This is a genomic window from [Clostridium] fimetarium, from assembly GCF_900111235.1.
Taxonomy (GTDB): Bacteria; Bacillota; Clostridia; order Lachnospirales; family Lachnospiraceae; genus Clostridium_N; species Clostridium_N fimetarium.
On sequence record NZ_FOJI01000028.1, the window covers coordinates 1 to 21,942 of the forward strand.

At 34.4% G+C, this 21,942-nt stretch carries 17 protein-coding genes; all 17 read left to right on the plus strand.

The annotated features are described in order from the left end of the window. Window positions 1-166 precede the first annotated feature (166 nt). Entirely contained in the window at window positions 167-1,006 is an 840-nt protein-coding gene (locus BMY18_RS20030; RefSeq protein ID WP_170841517.1) for an AraC family transcriptional regulator, read from the plus strand. A gap of 175 nt (window positions 1,007-1,181) precedes the next feature. Beyond that, the gene (locus BMY18_RS20035) at window positions 1,182-2,960 is read left to right on the plus strand and encodes a methyl-accepting chemotaxis protein (RefSeq protein WP_092458173.1); all 1,779 of its coding nucleotides are present in this window, start codon (window positions 1,182-1,184) and stop codon (window positions 2,958-2,960) included. Between the two features lie 164 nt (window positions 2,961-3,124). Further along, on the plus strand, window positions 3,125-4,258 hold the full coding sequence (gene mutY / locus BMY18_RS20040) for an A/G-specific adenine glycosylase (RefSeq protein ID WP_092458211.1): 1,134 nt from the start codon (window positions 3,125-3,127) through the stop codon (window positions 4,256-4,258). Window positions 4,259-4,464: 206 nt separating this feature from the next. Beyond that, complete coding sequence (locus BMY18_RS20045; RefSeq protein WP_330386023.1) at window positions 4,465-5,427, plus strand: Gfo/Idh/MocA family protein; 963 nt, start codon at window positions 4,465-4,467, stop codon at window positions 5,425-5,427. 73 nt (window positions 5,428-5,500) lie between these two features. Continuing rightward, window positions 5,501-7,207, plus strand: coding sequence for a S8 family peptidase (locus BMY18_RS20050; protein ID WP_092458176.1), 1,707 nt, complete (start codon window positions 5,501-5,503; stop codon window positions 7,205-7,207). 215 nt (window positions 7,208-7,422) lie between these two features. After that, entirely contained in the window at window positions 7,423-8,049 is a 627-nt protein-coding gene (locus BMY18_RS20055; protein WP_092458217.1) for a TetR/AcrR family transcriptional regulator, read from the plus strand. A 189-nt stretch (window positions 8,050-8,238) separates the two neighbouring features. Beyond that, window positions 8,239-9,282 (plus strand): ABC transporter ATP-binding protein, encoded by a 1,044-nt coding sequence (locus BMY18_RS20060; RefSeq protein WP_092458179.1) that lies wholly within the window; start codon window positions 8,239-8,241, stop codon window positions 9,280-9,282. Continuing rightward, on the plus strand, window positions 9,282-9,995 hold the full coding sequence (locus tag BMY18_RS20065) for an ABC transporter permease (protein ID WP_170841518.1): 714 nt from the start codon (window positions 9,282-9,284) through the stop codon (window positions 9,993-9,995). Before BMY18_RS20060 ends, BMY18_RS20065 begins: the two co-directional genes overlap by 1 nt. Before the next feature lie 32 nt (window positions 9,996-10,027). Continuing rightward, window positions 10,028-10,747 carry an ABC transporter permease gene (locus BMY18_RS20070; protein ID WP_170841519.1) on the plus strand — a complete coding sequence of 240 codons (720 nt, stop codon included), beginning with the start codon at window positions 10,028-10,030 and terminating at the stop codon, window positions 10,745-10,747. Between the two features lie 48 nt (window positions 10,748-10,795). After that, window positions 10,796-11,902, plus strand: a complete 1,107-nt coding sequence (locus BMY18_RS20075; RefSeq protein ID WP_092458189.1) for a radical SAM/SPASM domain-containing protein — start codon at window positions 10,796-10,798, stop codon at window positions 11,900-11,902. A 72-nt stretch (window positions 11,903-11,974) separates the two neighbouring features. Continuing rightward, the gene (locus BMY18_RS20080) at window positions 11,975-12,691 is read left to right on the plus strand and encodes a LytR/AlgR family response regulator transcription factor (protein WP_092458192.1); all 717 of its coding nucleotides are present in this window, start codon (window positions 11,975-11,977) and stop codon (window positions 12,689-12,691) included. Window positions 12,692-12,697: 6 nt separating this feature from the next. After that, window positions 12,698-13,975, plus strand: coding sequence for a sensor histidine kinase (locus BMY18_RS20085; RefSeq protein ID WP_092458195.1), 1,278 nt, complete (start codon window positions 12,698-12,700; stop codon window positions 13,973-13,975). A gap of 209 nt (window positions 13,976-14,184) precedes the next feature. After that, window positions 14,185-15,291 carry a C39 family peptidase gene (locus BMY18_RS20090; protein ID WP_092458198.1) on the plus strand — a complete coding sequence of 369 codons (1,107 nt, stop codon included), beginning with the start codon at window positions 14,185-14,187 and terminating at the stop codon, window positions 15,289-15,291. Window positions 15,292-16,011: 720 nt separating this feature from the next. Further along, entirely contained in the window at window positions 16,012-18,252 is a 2,241-nt protein-coding gene (locus BMY18_RS20095; RefSeq protein WP_242941093.1) for an SPFH domain-containing protein, read from the plus strand. A gap of 110 nt (window positions 18,253-18,362) precedes the next feature. Continuing rightward, entirely contained in the window at window positions 18,363-19,601 is a 1,239-nt protein-coding gene (locus tag BMY18_RS20100; protein WP_092458201.1) for an SLC13 family permease, read from the plus strand. A gap of 135 nt (window positions 19,602-19,736) precedes the next feature. Further along, window positions 19,737-20,234, plus strand: coding sequence for a GNAT family N-acetyltransferase (locus BMY18_RS20105; RefSeq protein WP_092458204.1), 498 nt, complete (start codon window positions 19,737-19,739; stop codon window positions 20,232-20,234). A gap of 352 nt (window positions 20,235-20,586) precedes the next feature. Continuing rightward, window positions 20,587-21,831 (plus strand): ammonium transporter, encoded by a 1,245-nt coding sequence (locus BMY18_RS20110; RefSeq protein ID WP_092458207.1) that lies wholly within the window; start codon window positions 20,587-20,589, stop codon window positions 21,829-21,831. Window positions 21,832-21,942: the final 111 nt, after the last annotated feature.

Here is a 21,942-nt window from a genome sequence, read left to right on the forward strand (position 1 = left end):
TGGTAGGGAGAAATAACTAATCCACAGTATCTTAAACAGAATAGCTCATACCTAAGAAAAGGTAAAGAAAAGCTATAACTATATAATACGAGGGATATGTTATGATAATATCAGTAATATGTACTATAAATACATCTGGCAAGATGTGAGCGAAGGAGAATATCTTATGAACCTATATAAACGAACAGATGATTTCTTAATAGAGCGAGTGAAAAGAGATGCAAATTATAATTCTCAGCCATTTCATTTCCATCCTTACTACGAGATAGGTTTTTTTGTTAAAGGGACTAGAAACGTGACAGTCAATCATTCTATCTATAATCTGAAAAAAGGAAATGGTGTATTTATCTTGGCAGGTGAACTCCATAAGGGGTATCCGATAGAACATAATCCGAGTCCGATTGAGTTGATCAACATCTATTTTATGGAAGAATATATCGAACCATTTTTTGAAATATTTGGGAAAAATGAGTTTTTAGAATTTTTTAAAAATCATGTTATTGAAATTCCAGCTGGAAGGCGAGAATATTTAGAAGAAATATTGCAAAAGATGATAGATGAACATGCCGGAATTGATGAGATGTCAAAAAAAATGCGTACAAGTTATTTTACTGAATTAATGGTATTTTTGATAAGATGCCAGAAAAATACGGGTGGCGATATCTTGGAATATGATGAAAACAACAAAATTATTGCAGATGCGGCAGAATATATATATTTTAATTATGACAAGGATATTACGCTTGATGATGTTACGACAAAGTTCAATATGAGTAAATCCTATTTTTCAAAACGTTTTAAAGAGGTAACGGGATTTGGATTTAAGGAATATCTAATTAGTGTTCGCTTAAAGGAAGCTTGTGATTCACTTTTAAATACAGAGGAATCAATTACGCAGATTGCTTTTGAATGTGGTTTTAATGACAGTAATTATTTCGGTGATGCATTTCGAAAGGCAAAAGGAGTATCACCTCATAAGTATCGAAAAAATAAAGGACTGATCTAATTTCAATATGTAATTGGATATTTTCATACAAACACATACAATTGCTAATATATGGTAAATATTAACAGAATAATGCAGAAATAGAGCTGATATAGTGATAAATTTATTGAATTAGTGTACAAAAAATGATACAATCCTACTATACTAAAACGAAAGAAAAAGGTGGGATGTGCATATGAATAATTTAAAAGTACGTACGAAAATGATACTATTAAGTGTAATAACGGCAATCATAATAATGGTTGTATCAATACTTAGCATTGTAAGTATGAAAAGTATTGGAGAAAAAGATTTAGCAACACTAGAAGCGACTATACGTACGGATTATGATCAAAATATTAAAAGTCAGGTTACTAATGTTGTGTCATTAGTGGATACAATATATGTTCAGTATCAGAAAGGCCAGTATACTTTGGAGGAGGCGAAGAAAGTCGCAGCTGACTTAGTTAGAAGTTTAAAATATAGTGAAAGTGGTTATTTTTGGATTGATACTTTAGATGGAACGAATGTTGTATTACTTGGTAATGCAACAGAAGGAACAAACCGTTTGGCCGCTAAAGATGCTAACGGCTATGAGATGATTAAAGAGATTATAAGAGTATCACAACAACCAGAAGGTGGCTTTACAAATTATGTATTTCCTAAAGCAGGAGAAACAGTAGCTTCTCCAAAACGGTCTTATAGTTTGATTTCCAAAGGATTTGGATGGGTAGTTGGTACAGGGAATTATACAGATTACATAGATAAAACAGTTGCGACAGAATCTGCTAAAGTAACAGCGGCCACCAATGAAAAAGTAAGTGTAATATTATATTTTGGGGCAGCATTCTTAATCCTTTCTGTTGTTATATCGTTGGTGATTGCAACTGGAATTTTCAATGCACTGAAAACTATAAATATATATATTAAAAAACTAGCAACAGGTGATTTCACAGCGAAAATACCAGAGAAATTTAAAAACCGAAAAGATGATTTTGGAATGTTAGTTTCAGAGTTAGAAGATATGAAAAAACAAGTTGGTAACTTAATTAGTAAAGTTAAGGTTGAAGCCGCTACAATTAGTGATGTTGTTTTGCAAGTTAAAAACAATGTATATGAATTAAATGCGGATATAGAAAGTGTATCTGCAACAACGCAGGAGCTTGCTGCCTCTATGGAAGAGACCGCAGCAGCATCAGAAGAAATCAGTGCTATGTCTCATGAAATAGAAGCTGCATCAAAAAATATTGCTTTGAAAGCAGAAGAAGGTTCAGAGCAAGCGATTGATATCTTTAAAAGAGCGGAACAGGTGAAATCAGATACCAAATCTCAGAGGCAAAAAATAAGGACGATCCATGATGAGATAAAATTTAGTCTAGAAAAAGCATTGGATGAAGTAAAAGTAGTAGAACAGATAGAGGTACTTTCACAATCAATTATGAATATAACTGCGCAAACGAACCTTCTTGCACTCAATGCTGCAATAGAGGCAGCAAGGGCTGGCGAAGCTGGGAAAGGTTTCGCAGTTGTTGCAGATGAAATTCGTAGTTTAGCAGAACAGTCAAAAGATGCAGTTGTAAGAATACAAAGTGTAACTTCAGCAGTAACAAATTCGGTTTCTAACTTGGCAAATGATTCGGGGAGGTTGCTTGATTTCGTCTCAAAAGATGTAGAGAATAGTTTCGAAATGTTTGATAATGTAGCCAATAATTATAGCGAAGACGCTGGTTATGTCGATTCTCTTGTTACAGATTTTAGCGCTACATCAGAACAATTACTAGCATCAATTGATGGTGTACTGAAGGCAATTGAAGAAATCAGTAGAGCCTCACAAGAAGGTGCTGAAGGTACAACGGATATCGCACAGCGCTCTAGCGAAATAACTACTAAATCAGATACTGTAATAAAGGAAGTTGAAAAGTCAAGTCAGGTTGTAGATAATTTGACAAGTGAGATTGGTAAATTCATATTATAAGAAAACTATAAATTAAATAGTAAAGACATTATAGAAAAAGAGTTTATAATAAAAGAAACAGATGTAGTATTATAATAAGATACTACATCCGTTTCTTTTATAATTTGATAGAAGATAGAAGATTGATTATTAGTGATAAATTTAATGAAAGCAAAAGGTGTCACATGGAAATAGAAGATAATGTGGAAGCTAGCGTTAAAGACAAGGAAGAAAAACGTATTTTGAAAAGTTTAGCAGAGCCTCTTTTGGCCTGGTATGATGCGAATGCTAGAATTTTGCCATGGAGAGAAAATGCTGCGCCCTACCGTGTTTGGATGTCAGAAGTGATGTTGCAACAAACTAGGGTAGAGGCTGTAAAGTCATATTTTGAAAGATTTATGAAGGCATTGCCAACAATTCAAGCATTGGCAGAAATAGATGATGACGCTCTTCTAAAACTGTGGGAAGGTCTGGGCTATTATAGTAGGGCTAGAAATGTAAAAAAGACGGCAAAGATAGTAGTTGAGCAATATGGTGGAGAATTTCCATCCAATTATGATGATCTAATGGAACTTCCTGGGATCGGTAGTTATACAGCAGGGGCTATTTCTTCTATCGCATTTGCAAATCCAGTGCCGGCAGTAGATGGCAATGTATTAAGAGTGATTTCCAGAGTTTTGGCTAGTAAAGAAGATATTACAAGTCAATCCGTAAAAAAGAAAGTTGAAGATGAATTACGTGCAACTATGCCACAACTCAAACCAGGAGCGTTTAATCAAGCACTAATGGAGATAGGGGCAACGGTATGCGTACCGAATGGAATGGCAAAATGTGAGATTTGTCCCTTGAATCAATTGTGTAAAGCGAATATACTAGGTATTGTAATGGACTTGCCGAAAAAGACACCAAAGAAACCTAGAACGATTGAGGAGAAAACAATATTAGTAATCAAGTCAGGAGATAAGGTCGCAATTAGGAAAAGGTGTAGCAAAGGAATTTTAGCTGGATTATATGAATTTCCAAATATGGAAGGCTATCTATCAGAAAAAGAAGTATTATATTTGGTTAAACAAATGTCACTATCCGCAATTAGGATTCTGAAATTAGAGGATTCTAAGCATATCTTTACGCATAAAGAATGGCACATGATTGGATATGTGGTTAAGGTGGAGGAGTTAGAACAAAACAATAGTATATTAAAAGATTGTTTTTTTGTAGAACCAGCAGAAATAGAAGAAAGATACCCGATTCCTACGGCATTTCAACGTTATACAAAGTACATCAATATAATACTAGGAAATGATAAGTTTAAGGATTAAGATAGTTTAAGGATTAAGATAGTTTAAGGATTAGGATAGTTTAAGGATTAGGATAGTTTAAGGATTAGGATAGTTTAAGGATTAGGATAGTTTAAGGATTAGGAAAATTTAGAGATTAGGAAATTTTAGGATTAGGAAAATTAGGATTGGGAAACACAAAGAATTTTAAAAATAAAAAATTAAGATAAATAAAGGAGAAAAAAATTATGATTAGATGGGGCATTTTAGCAACAGGAGTCATTGCACATAAATTTGCAAAAACAATTAATAGCATGGGTAATGAGACACAGCTGGTAGCATGTGGTTCAAGAAATATAGAACATGCAAAAGCATTTGCACAGGAATTTTCTATTCCAAAATACTATGATTCATATGAGGAGCTTGTTCAGGATGACGACGTAGATGCAATCTACATTGCAACACCCAATAGCATGCATTTTGAAAATATGAAAATGTGTATCGAAGCAGGAAAACATATACTTTGTGAGAAACCGATGACAACGAATGCAGAGGATGCAAAAAAAATATTTGAATTAGCGAAAGAAAAAGGCATCTTTTTGATGGAAGCTTTTTGGATTTCGATGTTACCAATGCATTTAAAAATCGCACAGATTATATCGGATGGAGTAATCGGAGAAGTAAAACATATCAGAGCTGATTTTGGATTTACAGTACAAGGTGAAAGAAGAAATAGAAAATTTGATGCATCACTTGGTGGTGGGGCTCTACTTGATATAGGAATATATAATATTGGATTTGTTGCAATGACGCTTGGTTATCATCCAATCAAAATCCAGTCAAAGGTTCATATGAGTGAGTTTGGTACAGACGATTTTGAGACTATGATATTCGAATATGAAAATGGAGCAACAGCATCGATGACTGTATCAATCGGTATGAAAATAGAAAAAGAAGGCTTGATCTATGGTACCAAAGGTAGTATTCGTCTTCCAGATTTTCAGCAGGCGGAAAAAATGTATGTAGATTTTTATAATGGCACGACCGAAGAAATCAATATGCCAGTGGACATAAATGGTTTCGAGTATCAAATAAGAGAAGCAATCAAGTGCATCGAGAGCGGTAAAGTTTCAAGTAGCATTCAGACGCCTCAAAATTCAATATCTGTTATGGAAATAATGGATTCAATTCGTGAGCAGTGGGGAAAGTAATATTTGTAAAATCTTTAATATTCGTGTTTTTTATTTCATATTATAGATTAAGTGAAATAAAATTGGTGGGCTAGTGGATAATAATTGTAAGGAAGCTATTCTAAGCGAGGATTATGCGGATTTTATAATAAATTCTGGGAATGCGCTTGATGAAATTACTAAAATCGACGGCACATGCTCATTTAATTTGCGTGAGAATAGATTTAATGTTTATGTACCAATTAGCAATTTACCTAAAAATTTTTTTCAGATGTTTGGTTATAGCGCTATTCCCAATGTATATGGATTATTAGATATAGGTAGTTTAGAAGCTTCTGGGGTTTTGCGAGTGCAAAATATTCCTATCTTGCAATTACGTGGAAGTGGAGTATTAATTGGAATAATCGATACAGGAATTGATTATCGACAGGAAGCTTTTATAAATAGTGATAAAACATCTAAAGTTTATTCTATTTGGGATCAGACAATTGATAGCGAAAATTCACAACCGGAAGGGTTTTATTTTGGAACTGAGTATACGCAGAGTCAGATTAATACTGCGTTGGCAAGTCAAGATCCATTATCAGTAGTTCCAAGTAATGATGACAATGGTCATGGTACTTTTTTAGCTGGAATTGCTGCCGGTAATAGAAATGAAAAAGAGAAATTTTCAGGAGTAGTTCCAGATGCAGAAATCGTGATGGTAAAATTGAAGCCTGCTAAAAAGTTTTTGCGTGATTTTTGGCGTATTCCTGATGGCGTTTTAACATATCAAAAAAATGACTTTATTTTGGCAATAAGATATCTTGAAGAAGTTGCAAAAAATGCAGATAGGCCAATGTCTATCATAATGGGTATTGGAACTTCACAAGGTGGTCATGATGAAAAGGGATCACTGAGCAGCTATATTTCTGAATTGGCTGCGCAGGAAGGATTTTCGATTTCTATTGCAGCAGGTAATGAAGGAAGTTCAGGACACCATTATCTAGGCTTTATTCAGAATGAAAATTTTGTGGATAATGTGGAATTGAAGGTTGGAGAAAATGTCAGTGGATTTTCTATGGAATTCTGGGGGCAGACACCCAGTAGTTTTTCGATTTCCATTAAAACGCCGAAAGGGGAGTTTATCCCGCCGATTCCACAAACAATTAAAGAGACAAAAGAAATACGATTTACGTTTGAAAGTACGACGATAAGTGTAGATTATCAATTGGTGGAGGCTCAATCTGGCGAGCAACTAATTCTTGTTCGATTTACAAATCCAACTCCTGGTGTTTGGACTTTTCAGGTTAATTTAAAAAGCAATATATCTTTGCGCTACCATATTTGGCTTCCTATTGTGGATTTTTTAAGTATAGACAGCTTTTTCGTGCAATCAAATCCTGAATACACATTAACATCTCCAGCAAATACCTTTATTCCACTGGTTGCTACAGCATATGATTATAAAACGAAAGTACTATATATCAATGCAAGCAGAGGATTCATGCGTAATGAAAATATTTCTCCAACACTAGCAGCACCAGGAGTGGACTTGATTGGACCGTCGGTTCCTCAAGGTTACAAGGTAAGTTCAGGAACCAGCTTGGCGGCAGCACATACAGGAGGAGTGGCGGCTATGCTTTTAGAATGGGGGATTGTAAGGAAAAATTATCCGCAAATGAGTACCGTGCAAATAAGAAATTTACTGATACGGGGTGCTAGCAGGGAAAATTCAATTATTTATCCAAGTAGGCAGTGGGGATATGGAATTTTAGATTTATATAATGCGTATAATACGTTCAGAAATACGATAACTTAGCAATTAAAATCATAGTAAAAAAATGATTATTAAAATATAGCTTATGTAAAGTTTGAAGGTGAATTTCAAAAACAACTTTACATAAGCTATATTTTATCTTGACAACTTAACGAATGTTAAGTAAAATAATAACAAGCGTTAAATAAATCTCTAAGACCTATATATGAGCATAAATGTATATTTCAATATTAGGAAGCAAGAAAGGATCACTCAATATGTTAAAAGAAAAAAAAGATACAAAGCAGATCATTTTAGATACTGCGCTTGAATTATTCTCAAAGCGAGGTTACAGTGGTGTATCCATTCGAGATATATCTGGGAAAATTGGTATCAAGGAAAGCGCAATATACTATCATTTCAAAAATAAGCAGGATATTTTCGATGTTTTATGTCAGTCATTTAATAATGTAATGTATGCAATACCCTCGCAATTTAGCGCTAAGATGGCAAACGTTAAGAACGTTGAAATAGAAGCATTTTCGATGGTATGCCATGGATATTTTACAAATTATTTAATGGAAGATACGGTTAATAGATTCCTTAGAATGCTGATTTTAGAGCAGGGAATTAGTGAAGTTGCAGAGATGATGTATCACAATATTATGTTTGATGAAGCGATTGGCAATCAGATACTTATATTTAGTTGGTTGATACAAGTGGGATTTTTAAAAACCAATAATGTGGAACGAATGGTAATGGATTATCACACAATGGTAGTTTATCTTTTTCATAGATATTTGATATGCGGGGAAATAACAGAACAAGTTAAGCAGATTATAAATGAGGAATTATCGAAACATATCGAGCATTTTTTACAAAAATATGGAGCAGACCAGAAGTAAAAATAAGAAATGAATCAAGAATAATCAAGAATAAGTCAGGGATGAGCAAGAATAGCGAAGAATAGAACAAGAATAGCGAAGAATAGAACAAGAATAGCGAAGAATAGAGCAAGAATAGAGCAAGAATACAGAAGGATAGAGTAAGAATAGAGCAGGAGTAAATGAGGAGTAAATGAGGAGGAAATAAAGATGGAGAATATAATTAGTACGGTGGGTTTAACAAAAACATATAAGGGAACAACAGTTGTAAAAGATGTTAATATAAACGTAAAAAAAGGTGAGATTTACGGATTTATAGGAAAGAATGGAGCAGGAAAGACTACGACAATTAGAATGCTACTGAACTTAATTAAACCGTCTAGCGGAAGCGTGGAATTGTTTGGAGAAACAGTAACGGATAGCAATATTCACGATAATCTAAGAAAAATAGGCGCGATTATTGAGACCCCTGGATTCTATATGAATCTTTCGGCAAGGCAAAACCTAGACATTCACCGACTTATGATGAATGTCTCAGACAAAACGAGTATAGACAGAGTGCTTGATATCGTTGGATTATCAGAGGAAGGCAGCAAAAAGGTTCGCAACTATTCACTTGGAATGAGACAAAGACTTGGGATTGCAAGAGCTCTTTTGCATACACCAGAAATATTGCTGTTAGATGAACCCACGAATGGCCTTGATCCACAGGGAGTAGTAGAAATACGTGAATTGTTATTAAACATAGCAAAAAGCGGAACTACGATTCTTGTATCCTCACATATTTTAGCGGAAGTTGAAAAAATAGTAAGCACAATCGGTATTCTTAATAATGGGATATTGCTGGAACAAATAAGCAAGGAAGATTTCCAAAATAAATGTAAACATACAACGATCTACAAGGTAAATGATGTCGCTAAGGCGGAAACACTTATTAAGCAGTACATAGAAAATATAGGTATCAATCATAGTAACAGCAACAATCATAGTAACAGCAACAATCAGCGTGACAGTAACAATAATAGTAATAATGGAATTAATCGTAACGATAGTTATGGCATAACGATATCACAAGATACAATATCACTTGTCGGTCAATTATCGAGTCAGTCACTCAATGGAAAATTAAACAAAATATTGGTCGAAAATGGGATTGAGGTTCTCGAAAGTAAAATTGTATGTTCTTCGTTAGAGGATTATTTTATAGAGCTTACAGGGACCGCAAAAATAAATGAATGCGGGGGAACTCGCTGATGAGAAATTTAATCGGTTTAGAATTAAAAAAGATAAAGAATACATTTGTAAATGGATTGGTCTTGATATCAATTCTAGCGCCAATATTAATGATAGTGCTGGTATATGCAGTCAGTAGTGACAAGACATTTTTAGAAGTGGTAATAAGCAATAGCGTGTATATTCAAATGATACCTTTTGCAGTGACAGTAATTTATGGGTGCTTCATAGTTACAAGAGAGTATAAAGAAAATATGATCGTATATCTGGAAATAACGCCGCAATCCCAGACCAAGATAATGCTATCAAAATTAATCGTGACGGTGCTTGAATTATGTTTGACGCAGGTAATTACATTTGTTTTACTATTTATAATAAATGCAGTGATTGACGGCTTTGATTTTGCGCTATTGATGAAATACGTAAAGGTAAGTTTGATCAGCGCGGGCGCTCTTAGTGCGCTTGTACCATTGATTGTATTTATAAGTTTGGTGCGACGAAGCTTTTCGAGTGCATCAATTATTTTTTTGATGATATTTATGTTTACATTTCCCTTTATATTTTCGGAAAATGGATATGTGTTTCCACACTTGCTACCTATGATTTTAGTGGCAAAGTTCTTCGGGAATTTAAGATATGATAAGATAAGCTTTTTGTGTGGGGCGTTGGTGTTGACCTTGGTCGCAATGTTATTTTTATATTTGTCCATTCGAAAGACAAATAAGAAATATTAATGATATCTTTAGAAGAACTGGAGTGGTATAATATGGAAAGATATTTAAAAGCGGAAATTATAAAATTACACTCTTTAAGCATTTGGTGGCTAATCATAGCTGGGGCAATATTGCCAGGAACGATAGCTTACCTGACACTTTTTAATCAAGATAATGTATCGTGGCTTTCGTTTACTCATATGTGTTTGCTTACATTTAATATACAGTCACTACTTACTTTTTCAGCATTTGCATCCTATATATGGGCGAGAGAATATGAAGAAAACACAATGGAAGTGGTTTTGTGCTATCCATATCCAAGGTTTGTTATGATCTTTATGAAATTAGTGATACTGTTTTTTGTCATTCTAATTACGGGAGTGATGTTTTTTGTGGCAACTTTGATTGCTGGAAGAATGCTATTTGATTCAATGATTCCAATGGAAATAATTGGAAAATTAGTGGTTGCTTTATTAAATACTGGGATGATGCATTTTTTATTGGTACCAATGTATTTGTGTATTGCTGTAATAACTAAAACATCTATATCGGGGCTTGTTTTTGGAATCGTAAATATGTGTATATGCATGGCGCTAGGTACCACAGGTTTTGTTCAATATATTCCGCAGTGTATTCCGTATGTGATGGGGGATAATCTTTTGGGCGTAAAGTCAATGACGGTTGATAATGATTTGGCTGTGTATTATACTTTGTTAATAGGCATATTTATATTATTTACATTAATATCAAAAAAATTAGAACGCAAATTTTAGGTTGAAGCATATATATAATACAGTAGGAAAAAATTAAGTGAGGGTAATATGGCAGAAAATTTCAATTTGGAAAGTTATTTGAGTAATGGAGTGGAAAATATAGTGAAAGGTGCCATAAAGGCTTCATTATCCAATCCGAAAGAGAGTATATTTATTGCTAAGTATGCGATGTCAAGTAAGAATTCAAGAAAGCTACGCGTGGAAGCAGAAAACAGAGGTGAACATATACCTCCATTTTTAATTGCAAGTATAACAAGTCAGTGTAATCTTCATTGCAAAGGCTGTTATGCACGAGGCAATAAAGCCTGTGTTGATAGGGAAGCCCAGAATCAGTTAACAGATCAAGAATGGCTAAGAATATTTGAAGAGGCTAAGGAGATTGGTATTGGATTCATACTTCTAGCGGGTGGAGAGCCATTTATGAGGCCGGACATTATTCGGGAAGCTGGTAAGATACCTGAAATAATATTCCCGATCTTTACGAATGGAACAATGATTGATGATGGTTACATAAAATTATTTATAAAGCATAGAAATCTGATACCTATTTTGAGTATTGAAGGTAATGAGGAATATACAGATGCACGACGTGGTAATGGAGTTTATCAGAAGTTGATTGATGCAATGGATATAATGAAAAAGAATAAAATACTATATGGTACCTCCGTTACAGTAACGAAGCAAAATCTAGATGAAGTAACGACTGTTGAATTTCTTGATGAGTTGTATAGCAGAGGATGTAAGGTGGTATTTTTAATTGAGTATGTCCCAATCAGTATGGATACACAGTATATGGCATTTGAAAATGAAGAGAGAGAAATATTAAAAGAAAAACTTGTGGGGTTAAGAGATACATATGAAGATATGATCTTCATATCGTTTCCGGGAGACGAAAAGACATCGGGTGGATGCCTTGCAGCAGGGCGCGGATTCTTCCATATCAATTCCCATGGTGGCGCAGAACCATGTCCATTCTCGCCTTATTCTGATACAAACTTGAAAAATGTCTCATTGAAGGAGGCAATCAATTCTCCACTATTTAAGAATTTACGCGATAATAATTTGTTGATGGAAGAGCATGCAGGGGGCTGTGTTCTATTTGAGAGACAAGAACAAGTAAAGCAATTAATAGTGGAGACAAGGTCTGAAGTCTAACAGTAATTATTATTTGTGCCTGTGGTACAAATTTTGATATGCACAGAAAAATAGGCGGTAACGGGGGGAATTATGATAAAAATCGGGTTATGCGATGATGAGACAAAATTTAGAGAAAGAGAAATAGAAATTCTTACAAAAGTACTCAACGATGGTTTCGAGTATTTAACATATGAGTTATGCGAATTTGAAACAGGAGAACAGCTTCTGTCTTATTATACGAAGGATGATATCGATATTATTTTGCTCGATATAGAAATGGGAAATGAACATGGGTTTGATGTGGCTTCAAAGCTTATGAATATTAGAAAAGATACTAGAATTATATTTGTAACAAGTCATGAAAATCTGGTGTTTGATTCATTTGTATGTAGGCCACTTGGTTTTGTAAGAAAACGAATATTCGAACAAGAAATCCAGCTGGTTATGAGCCGTATTATAAAAAGCCTTATTGATGATAAAAAAATGATTGTGTTAGGGGAAGGAAAGGATAATATTCAACTTCTATTTAATGAGATACGAATGATAGACTCATTTAAGCATAATATAATTGTAAGCATTGAAAATAATGATATTACTTTGAGAGATAGATTATCAAGATTTGAAGATCGTCTGATTGAGGAGAATTTCGTCAAAGTTAACAAAGGCTGTTTAGTTAATATGAAATACATAAAAAAAATTGAAAACTTTGTTTTAGTCCTTATAAATGGACGACATGTGGTTATAAGCAGAAGTAAAGGAAAAGAAGTAAATAGTATTTATAAAAATTACATATGCAAAAGGGGATAATGTGTAATGACAATCTTAAATATGTCAGTATTCATTTTTATGAACAACATACTGCAGGGGATATTTTGGATGTTGTGTGTTAATTCAATACTACAGGAAAAACATCATATCTTAGCGAGAAATATATCTAAAGTGGTGTTAATTAGTATCGGAATAATAGGCTTCAATATTATAAATAACAAGCAGCATTTAATTGAAATTTCGGATATTACTTTGATTATGTTTCTGACATTTTTAGTTTGTCTAATTCTTTATTATAATCAATTTCTTCTAAAGAGAATGCTGTATTGTATGGGAGCATTATCCTTAGTAGCAGCGCTGTTAACCGTCTATATGAAAAGTGAAATGATATTAGCTAGTTCGTTAGTGCTTTCGGTGTGGATTTTAACGAGCATTTATGCGCTAGGCCTGTTTGCTCAGAATATGAAGGCGCGGTTTAGCTGGAATATAGAGTACTCAGAATTTAGCATAATAATTGTAATCGTTGTCTGTTTAATATATTCGTTGATTAAGGCTGTTGGGCACAATCAAAATAAAATAGATGAAAAATGGAATGATATGCAACTTTGTGTATGCGCGGTACTTTTGATCAATGTTGTATTTTATTATATTGCCGGAAGTATATATGAATTATTTGAGAAAAAAATCGAAATTAAACTAATGGAATTATCATATGAGAATAGTGAATTCAGTGCGGATAAGATAATGCATATGCATGAAGAAGCAAGCAAAATGCGCCATGACATGAAGAACTGTATGGCGATAGTAGATAAATATATTGAACATGGAGATTATGTGGAAGCAAGAAGATATATTTATACGCTAATGGAAGAAAAAATAGATGTTCTTGGAATTAAGATGTATTGTTCAAATAAAGTGCTAAATTACATAATTAATAATAAATTCGCAGTTTGTGAAAAAGAAAACATAGAAACAAAATGTATTATAAGTGCTAATCTTAAGTGTATATCTGATATTGATTTAAGTATATTAATTGGGAATCTTCTTGATAATGCAATTGAATCATCTCAAAAGACCGACTGTGGGATGATTAATATTGAGATATATGAAGAAGAAAATATTACCTTAGTGATAGAGAATACGATTAAAGAAAGTGTGATACAAAACAATCAAATATTTGCTACAACCAAGCAACATAAATCGAAACATGGATTTGGGATGATAAGTATTAAAGATATTGTGAAAAAATATAGAGGGACCATAGAATATAGCGAAGAGGGTAATGTTATGACTTGTCTAGTAATCTTGAAAAAAACATTTTGATTCTCATTCATTCTCATTCATTTTAGCATAAGAAAATAACCGTTTGTGCCAAAAACATACAGTTTGTGCCAAGTATATATTAATTCCTTCGAAAAACATTTATAATTATATAAATATTCGTTTATTATTTATTTTTCTATTTGTGTCGCAAATGTACATGCTGATTTGTTATTACTTACAGAGAGATTAATAACTTGGGGGAACAAGATATGAAAAAAGGGAAGATTGGCACAATCGCAGTAGGGGCGGTTGTTGTATGCATTACGGTTTCTTTGCTTTTGCAAAATGAAGTAGAGGGGAACTTATATGATATTAAGGCAAAGACTTCTACTACGAAAGTAGAAGTGAGTTATGGTGCAGAGGCAGTGTCATATAATATTATGCGGGATAAGATGCTTTACATGGTATTGGTAAATAAGGATATTAGGGATACATATGTTAAGAATGTTATTCCACAAGTAGGAATACAAGTAGATACACAAGAATTAAAAGCAATAAGTAAAATTGCTGGTATTTTAGGTAATAATGATAAAGAAACAACCTACAAGATAGTTACGACTAAGAGTGATATAGATGGTAAGATGTACCTAGCAGAGACAGCAACTAGTATTAATAAAAGTGTTGTGTCAGCCAGACGTATTGAACTGCCAGTTTCATATCTAAGTCAATACCCTGAATTGCCAACGGGCTGCGAGATTACATCTTTGACAACTGTTTTGAATTATTTAAAATATAAGGTGTCAAAAGAGAATATGGCAGATAAATATTTACCAAAGTGTGATTTAGAGTCACGAGATTTTTTGAATTATTTTTTAGGTGATCCATACACGGATGGTGCATATGGTTGTTATTCAGCGCCTATTATAAAAGCGGCTAATTCTTATCTAAAGCAGCAAGGAAATCAATATACTGCTTACGATTACAGCGGAAGCGGATTTGGTACATTTTTAAAAGAAATAGAAGCGGGAAACCCTGTAATAATATGGTCAACGATGGATTTAGAATGCGCTTACGTATCAGCTGAGTGGACAATCAATGGTAGCGATGTGGCGTGGATTTCACCGGAACACTGTGTTGTAATGATTGGATATAATCTGGATGCCAATACAGTAACATTATCAGATCCAATGCAAGGTATTGTTACAGTTGATATGGATCTAGTGAATCTACGATATACACAAATGTGCAGTCAAGCAGTGGTTATAAAAGCTTATAGTAAAGCTGATAACAATGCAACGAAAGCTACGGAGGCAATGACAAAAGCAACGACAAAAGCAACGACGCCAACGCAGGTGCCAACGAAAAAGACGAAGTAAGGGACGCGCTACGGCCCATATAAAGGGGACGCGCCACACCCCATATAAAAGGGGACGCACCACACCCCATATAAAAGGCACGTTCATCGGTTAACGGACGGTAGGCTCAAATGTTATGCTTTCTAGCTGACACGTAAAAAGATACGTGTCGCTAGCCAGCACAACATTTGAGCCTACCGTTCGTTAAACGATGTACTTAGCCTTTTATATGGGGTGTGGCGCTGGTTGTTTAGAAGGGCGGTAAAGTGCGGAATAAGCGTAGCGACGGGAGGGCGTTAGAGGCGATATAGGGTTCGATGGAAGGGGGCGTTAGCATCGAATTAGCGTAATGTCGTTGGAATATTAATACGGAGTCCCCCTTGGTTGTTAGGTGAGAGGTGGAGGCTTGGTAGAGGGTGCTTGGCTTTTTTTATTCATATTTATTAAAGATGCGAATATAAATAATATTGACCTATAAATAGTGGTGATTTGAGTTTCGTGTCTACGTTAGCATATGGAGGGTGAAAAATGAGCTTAAGGGAAGATTTTCATCATCTTTGAGGCTTGAAAAGACATGCTACTGCAAGGAAAGATAAGGCATATGTGTAATTGCAAATTATTATTCAATAGATACCTTAATTTATTGTAGGATTTAGTTGAATTATAGGAGAAGATGGAGTAAAATTAATTTAATTCAAGACTTGGATAGTAGAATACTATCAAGTGAGAAAGGGGAACATAATGGATTTAACTATGATTTTGATTTTAGCAGTAGTAGGTATTTTCGTAGTATACTTAGTCATCTTTCAGATTTTAGGTTTAAGGGTAATCAATTCTAACGAAGTGGCTGTTGTAGAGAAGTGGTGGAGTGTTAGAGGTTCACTTAAAAATTCAATCATCGCCCTTGGTGGTGAGGCAGGTTATGAGCCTGAACTATTACGTGGAGGTATTCATTTTCGCTCAGTACTTATGTACAAGATATACAAATATCCATTGATTACAGTACCACAGGGTCAGATCGCTTACATTTTCTCAAGAGATGGAAATCCTCTTTCACCAACACAGACACTTGGTAAGGTCGTTCCAGAAGCGAATAATTTCCAAGACGTAAAAGGATTCTTACAAAATGGTGGACAAAAAGGACCACAAAGGGGAATTATAAGAGAAGGAACTTATGCAATTAACTTAGCACAATTTATTGTGATTACCATAAGTGACATTAAGGCTATCAATATTTCAAGACAAGATAGAAATGAACTTTTGACAATGCAGCAGACACTTGAGCAAAGAAACGGATTTACACCAGTTATCATTATGGGAAATCAAGTCGAAGACACTGATCAGATGTGTATTGTTACAGTCCATGACGGACTTCCACTTGAACAGGGCGAGATCATTGCGAATGATGTAGGACCTGAACATTCTAATTTTCAGGATCCTGAAAAGTTCCTAGAACTTGGCGGAAGACGTGGTAAGCAGATACGAGTACTTACTGATGGTACATATTTCATTAATAGACTTTTTGCAACAGTTGAATATAGACCAAAAACGGTAGTTCCTATTGGTTTTGTTGGAGTTGTAGTATCATTTTTTGGTAAAGAAGGCGTTGATACAACTGGAATCGATTATAAGCATGGCGAACTTGTTGCCAATGGCTGCAAGGGTGTTTTAGAGAAACCGCTTATGTCAGGAAAATATGCATTTAATACAGATGCAGGTAAAGTAGTTCTTGTTCCAACCACTAATATTATTTTAAAATGGAATAAGAGTGAAACAGGCGATCATAAATATGATGAAAATCTTACTGAAGTAGATATCATAACAAAAGATGCATTTGAACCATCATTACCGCTATCAGTTGTTATGCATATCGATTACAAACAAGCACCATGGGTTATTCAAAGATTTGGCGATATTAATATGTTAGTTAACCAGTCACTTGATCCACTTGTAAGTGCTTATTTCAAGGATGTTGCGCAGACAAAGACATTGATAGAATTGATTCAAGAGCGTAGTGAGATTCGTGAAAGAGCAGTCGAGGAAATGCACGAGAAGTTCCAAAAATATAATCTTCAATTAGAAGAAGTCCTTATCGGAACACCAAAGACGAATGCTGGGGATATTATGATTGAGAACATCCTTACACAGCTTCGTGAAAGACAAATTGCTGAAGAAAAGAAGATAACTTATCAGAAACAACAGCAAGCGGCAGAGAGTGAGAAATCACTTCGTGAAGCTGAGGCTACTGCATCACAGCAAGGATTACTTACAAAATCAAAGATTCAGATTGAAATTGAAGGAAACAGCGGTGCAGCACTTGCAAGTAAAGCTGAACAGGAAGCGAATCAAATTGTTGCACTTGCCAAAGCAAATTCAACTAAGATACGATTAGAAGGTGAAGCAGAGGCTTCTAAAGAGTCAAATGTCGGTCTTGCAAAAGCACAGGCAATTGATGCTCAAGTAAAGGCATATGGTGGAGCAGAATATCGTATTATTCAGGAAATTGCTGATAAACTTTCAGATGCAATTAAGAATGCTCATGTTGATATTGTACCTAAAACAGTCGTTAACATGGGAGGAAGTGGTGAAAATGGAGAGAACGGAAGCGGTACAATCATTGATGCATTGCTAAAGTTTATTACCTTAGACAAATTAGGTGTTCCTTTGAAAAGCCCAAATGTAGGAAAGTATGAAGCACCAACTGTAGCACCTTATGATACAAATCAAGAAGTAGCAGATGGCACCTCAGCGGAGGAAGTAGTAGATTCATCAAATGAATCCGTTGACAAAGCTTTAAAAGAATCAAAAGAAACGACTTCAACAAATGAAAAAACCGATGAAACAACAGCTTCTGCTACAAAAGAAGAAAAGGAATCGGCAGCAGATAAATCAGCTGCAAAGAAAACAATCGCTGCGAAAAAAGAATCAGAAGAACAGCCAGAAAAGATAAAACTAAGCAAGTATAGCTTTAAGACATTTTAAATTATTATTTAAGAACTATTATGGAGGATGCGGATATTTCCGGTCCTCCATTTTGGGTTCTAGGTTTTAATGGGCATATTACTATAATAAATACGAAAGAAACTTAAAAAGTGAAAATAAGATTAATTACATTTATTCAAAAAGAAATTGTTCTGTGTATTGCGGTTCTATGTGCGATTATATCCGCGTTTCTAATTCCACCATCGAAAGCGTATATAGATTACATAGACTTTAGAGTACTAGCACTACTATTTTGCCTAATGCTCGTAGTTGCAGGATTTCAAACGATAGGTTTGTTTGAAAATATAATTGAGAAAATGATAAAACATATCAGCAATACAAGGCAACTTGCATTTGCACTGGTACTGATTTGCTTTTTTACAAGTATGTTTATTACAAATGATGTTGCATTAATCACATTTGTACCATTTGCAATCATGACTTTGCAGAAGATCAAAAAAGAAAAGTTGATGATATTTGTTATCGTCATGCAGACAATTGCAGCTAATCTGGGTAGCATGTTTACACCACTTGGAAACCCGCAGAATCTGTATTTATATTCAATTTCTCAAATGGATATTTTAGGATTTCTAAGGCTTATGTTTCCAGTCACATGTTTATCTTTCGTATTAATTGCAGTGACATTGCTATTTATGAAAAATGAAAAAATAGGGACATTAGAGAAAATAGGGACATTAGAGGAAATAGGGACATTAGAGGAAATAGGGAAATTAGAGGAAATAGGCACATTAGAAGAAATAGGAATAATAGAGGAAATAGGTGCAGTAGAGGAAAAAGGGACAATAGACGTCAGTAGATCGGTCAACCTTGACCGGGTGCAAATGACGGCTTTTATAGTATTGTTTGCAATTTGTCTATGTACAGTACTCCATATGATTGATTATAGAATTGCAATCGTTATTGTAGTGATTACAGTACTTATATTTAATCGAAAATTACTTGCGAAAGCAGACTATTTACTCTTGCTGACATTTGTGGCATTCTTTATATTTGTGGGAAATATGAAGCATATGACATGTATTGCAAATGTACTTGCTAGCGTTGTAAGTGGTAATGAAATTATAGTTTCAACAATAGCAAGCCAAGTAATTAGTAACGTTCCTGCGGCAATACTACTTTCGGGATTCACAAAAAATTATTCTATGTTAATACTTGGAACAAATATTGGTGGACTCGGAACGTTGATAGCCTCGATGGCAAGTTTGATTTCATATAAAATTTATGGAAAAACAGAAGGTGCTCGAAAGGGTAAATATTTGGCAGTGTTTTCTGTGTTCAATCTGATATATCTTTTTATTATTTTGACGGCTTGCATTATAATTGTTTAAAACAATCTTGATTAAATGCTTGCATAATGGGAATTAAATTCGCATGCAAGCGGATAGGAGTTAATGTGAAAATTAAAAGCATATTTTCACAATCTTGATTAAAATGCTTGCTTAAGCAAGCGGATAGGAGTTTAAATGAAATACAATATGATACCAATCAAATCACAAAACCAGATTGAAGAATTCGCAAAAATGGCTGAGATCGTCTGGAATGAGCATTTTACTAGTATAATTGGAAAGGAACAAGTTGATTATATGTTGGAAAGATTTCAATCAGAGCAGGCCGTAACGCAGCAGATTGATAATCAAGGATACGAGTATTATTTTATAGAAATCGAAGGGAATAAAGTAGGATATTCTGGTATTCACATGGAAGCAGAGAAGATGTTCTTAAGTAAGCTATACATATTGAAAGATTACAGAAAGAAAGGATATGCAAGTCTGGCATTTGCATTCTTATGTAATAGGTGTAAAGAAAATGGACTGAGAAGTATCTATCTTACTGTAAATAAATACAATACAGATACAATACAGGTATATGAAGCGAAAGGATTCAAAATCATAAAAGATCAAGTATCAGACATTGGAAATGGATTTGTTATGGACGATTATGTAATGGAATTAACCATCTAAATTGCGGCCAATATCATAGGAAAGTATGATATTGGCCTATTTTTTATATTTTTGAAAATAGCCTGATTAAAGTAAAATGTGGAAATTGATTAATATATTATATTATTATTGAGAAATTATTTCTAAACTTTAGTGAAAATCATATTGACATTATTTTAAAAAGATGATAAATTTATATTGAAATCAATGGCGATTTACATGGGCAGTAGTCTAATGTAATTTGCCATTTTTTTATTTTAAGCGTTGAAACTAATAAAAGAATGTGGTTTTGGCTAAAATATAGATATAGTTTTAACGTTGTATCGAGAACTTAAAAACGAATTTAATTCAACTAAGGAAGGAACGTAATGTTATGATAATTAATTCAGGAGATTGTGCTTTTATTTTATTTTGTTCAGCATTAGTATTTTTGATGACGCCAGGTTTGGCATTTTTCTATTCAGGTATGGTTAGTAGAAAGAATGCTCTAAATACACTTCTATCTTGCTTCTTTATTTGTGGATTAGCTTCATTAATGTGGGTGATTTTTGGATATTCACTAGCTTTTGGAACGAATCATGGAGGAATCATAGGAGGATTTAATCATATATTCTTCAATGGGGTAGATAATATTAATCCAGATTATTCTTCTACAATTCCTGAGAGTCTTTTTGCTACATTTCAAATGATGTTTGCAATTATTACTCCAGCGCTAATTTGTGGTTCATTAATTGGAAGAATGAAATTTTCAAAACTAGTAGCATTTGTTGCAATATGGTCAATTGTCGTATATTATCCATTGGCACATATGGTTTGGGGAACTGGTGGATTTTTAAAAGGATTAGGTGCACTTGATTTCGCAGGTGGAAATGTTGTACATATCAGTTCAGGTGTTACTGGATTGGTTGCCTGCATAATGCTTGGAAGGCGTCGTGAACATGGATTTAAATCTTACAAGCCACATAATATTCCCTTTGTAGTACTAGGAGCAGGAATACTATGGTTTGGTTGGTTTGGTTTCAATGCGGGAAGTGCATTGGCTGCAGATGGCATTGCTATTCATGCATTTATCACAACAAATACATCAGCTGCAACTGCATTGTTATCATGGATGTTAGTAGAGAGAGTATTACATGGTAAGGCAACAACGCTTGGGGCTGCAACAGGTGCAGTAGTTGGTTTGGTTGCAATTACACCAGGAGCAGGATATGTTCCAATTTGGGCATCTTTCATTATTGGTGCGCTAGTAAGTCCGATTTGTTATATATTCATGACTAAGGTAAAAGAGAAATTCAAGTATGATGATGCACTTGATGCATTTGGATGTCACGGAGTTGGTGGTATCTGGGGTGGAATCGCAACAGGAATTTTTGCAAGTAAAGATGTAAATCCGCTTGTTACATGGAATGGCTTAATCTATGGAGAAACAAGACTGTTTGGAGTACAATTGATTAGTATTGCTGTTACAATTGTGATTGCAGTCTCTGCAACAGTGGTTATTATGTCAGTGTTGAAACATTTTGGTGGAGTCCGTGTTACAGATGAGGAAGAAGCGAGAGGGTTGGATTATTCTGAGCATAGTGAGTCGGCCTATCCTGCATTTACGGGATTGGATTAAAAGTTGGTAAAGGGGAGTGAATATGAATTCATAATGATTCATTGTGCTTGCCTTTCCTTCAAGCAGCATGTTCTTTACAAGCCTCAGAGATGATAAAAAGACTCGCTTACG

Coding starts and splice junctions, on each gene's coding strand:
- BMY18_RS20055 (WP_092458217.1), top strand. CDS start 7,423: ATGTTAAAAGAAAAAAAAGATACAAAGCAGATCATTTTAGATACTGCG.
- BMY18_RS20105 (WP_092458204.1), top strand. CDS start 19,737: ATGAAATACAATATGATACCAATCAAATCACAAAACCAGATTGAAGAA.
- BMY18_RS20045 (WP_330386023.1), top strand. CDS start 4,465: ATGATTAGATGGGGCATTTTAGCAACAGGAGTCATTGCACATAAATTT.
- BMY18_RS20035 (WP_092458173.1), top strand. CDS start 1,182: ATGAATAATTTAAAAGTACGTACGAAAATGATACTATTAAGTGTAATA.
- BMY18_RS20085 (WP_092458195.1), top strand. CDS start 12,698: ATGACAATCTTAAATATGTCAGTATTCATTTTTATGAACAACATACTG.
- BMY18_RS20060 (WP_092458179.1), top strand. CDS start 8,239: ATGGAGAATATAATTAGTACGGTGGGTTTAACAAAAACATATAAGGGA.
- BMY18_RS20065 (WP_170841518.1), top strand. CDS start 9,282: ATGAGAAATTTAATCGGTTTAGAATTAAAAAAGATAAAGAATACATTT.
- BMY18_RS20090 (WP_092458198.1), top strand. CDS start 14,185: ATGAAAAAAGGGAAGATTGGCACAATCGCAGTAGGGGCGGTTGTTGTA.
- mutY (WP_092458211.1), top strand. CDS start 3,125: ATGGAAATAGAAGATAATGTGGAAGCTAGCGTTAAAGACAAGGAAGAA.
- BMY18_RS20070 (WP_170841519.1), top strand. CDS start 10,028: ATGGAAAGATATTTAAAAGCGGAAATTATAAAATTACACTCTTTAAGC.
- BMY18_RS20095 (WP_242941093.1), top strand. CDS start 16,012: ATGGATTTAACTATGATTTTGATTTTAGCAGTAGTAGGTATTTTCGTA.
- BMY18_RS20110 (WP_092458207.1), top strand. CDS start 20,587: ATGATAATTAATTCAGGAGATTGTGCTTTTATTTTATTTTGTTCAGCA.
- BMY18_RS20075 (WP_092458189.1), top strand. CDS start 10,796: ATGGCAGAAAATTTCAATTTGGAAAGTTATTTGAGTAATGGAGTGGAA.
- BMY18_RS20080 (WP_092458192.1), top strand. CDS start 11,975: ATGATAAAAATCGGGTTATGCGATGATGAGACAAAATTTAGAGAAAGA.
- BMY18_RS20030 (WP_170841517.1), top strand. CDS start 167: ATGAACCTATATAAACGAACAGATGATTTCTTAATAGAGCGAGTGAAA.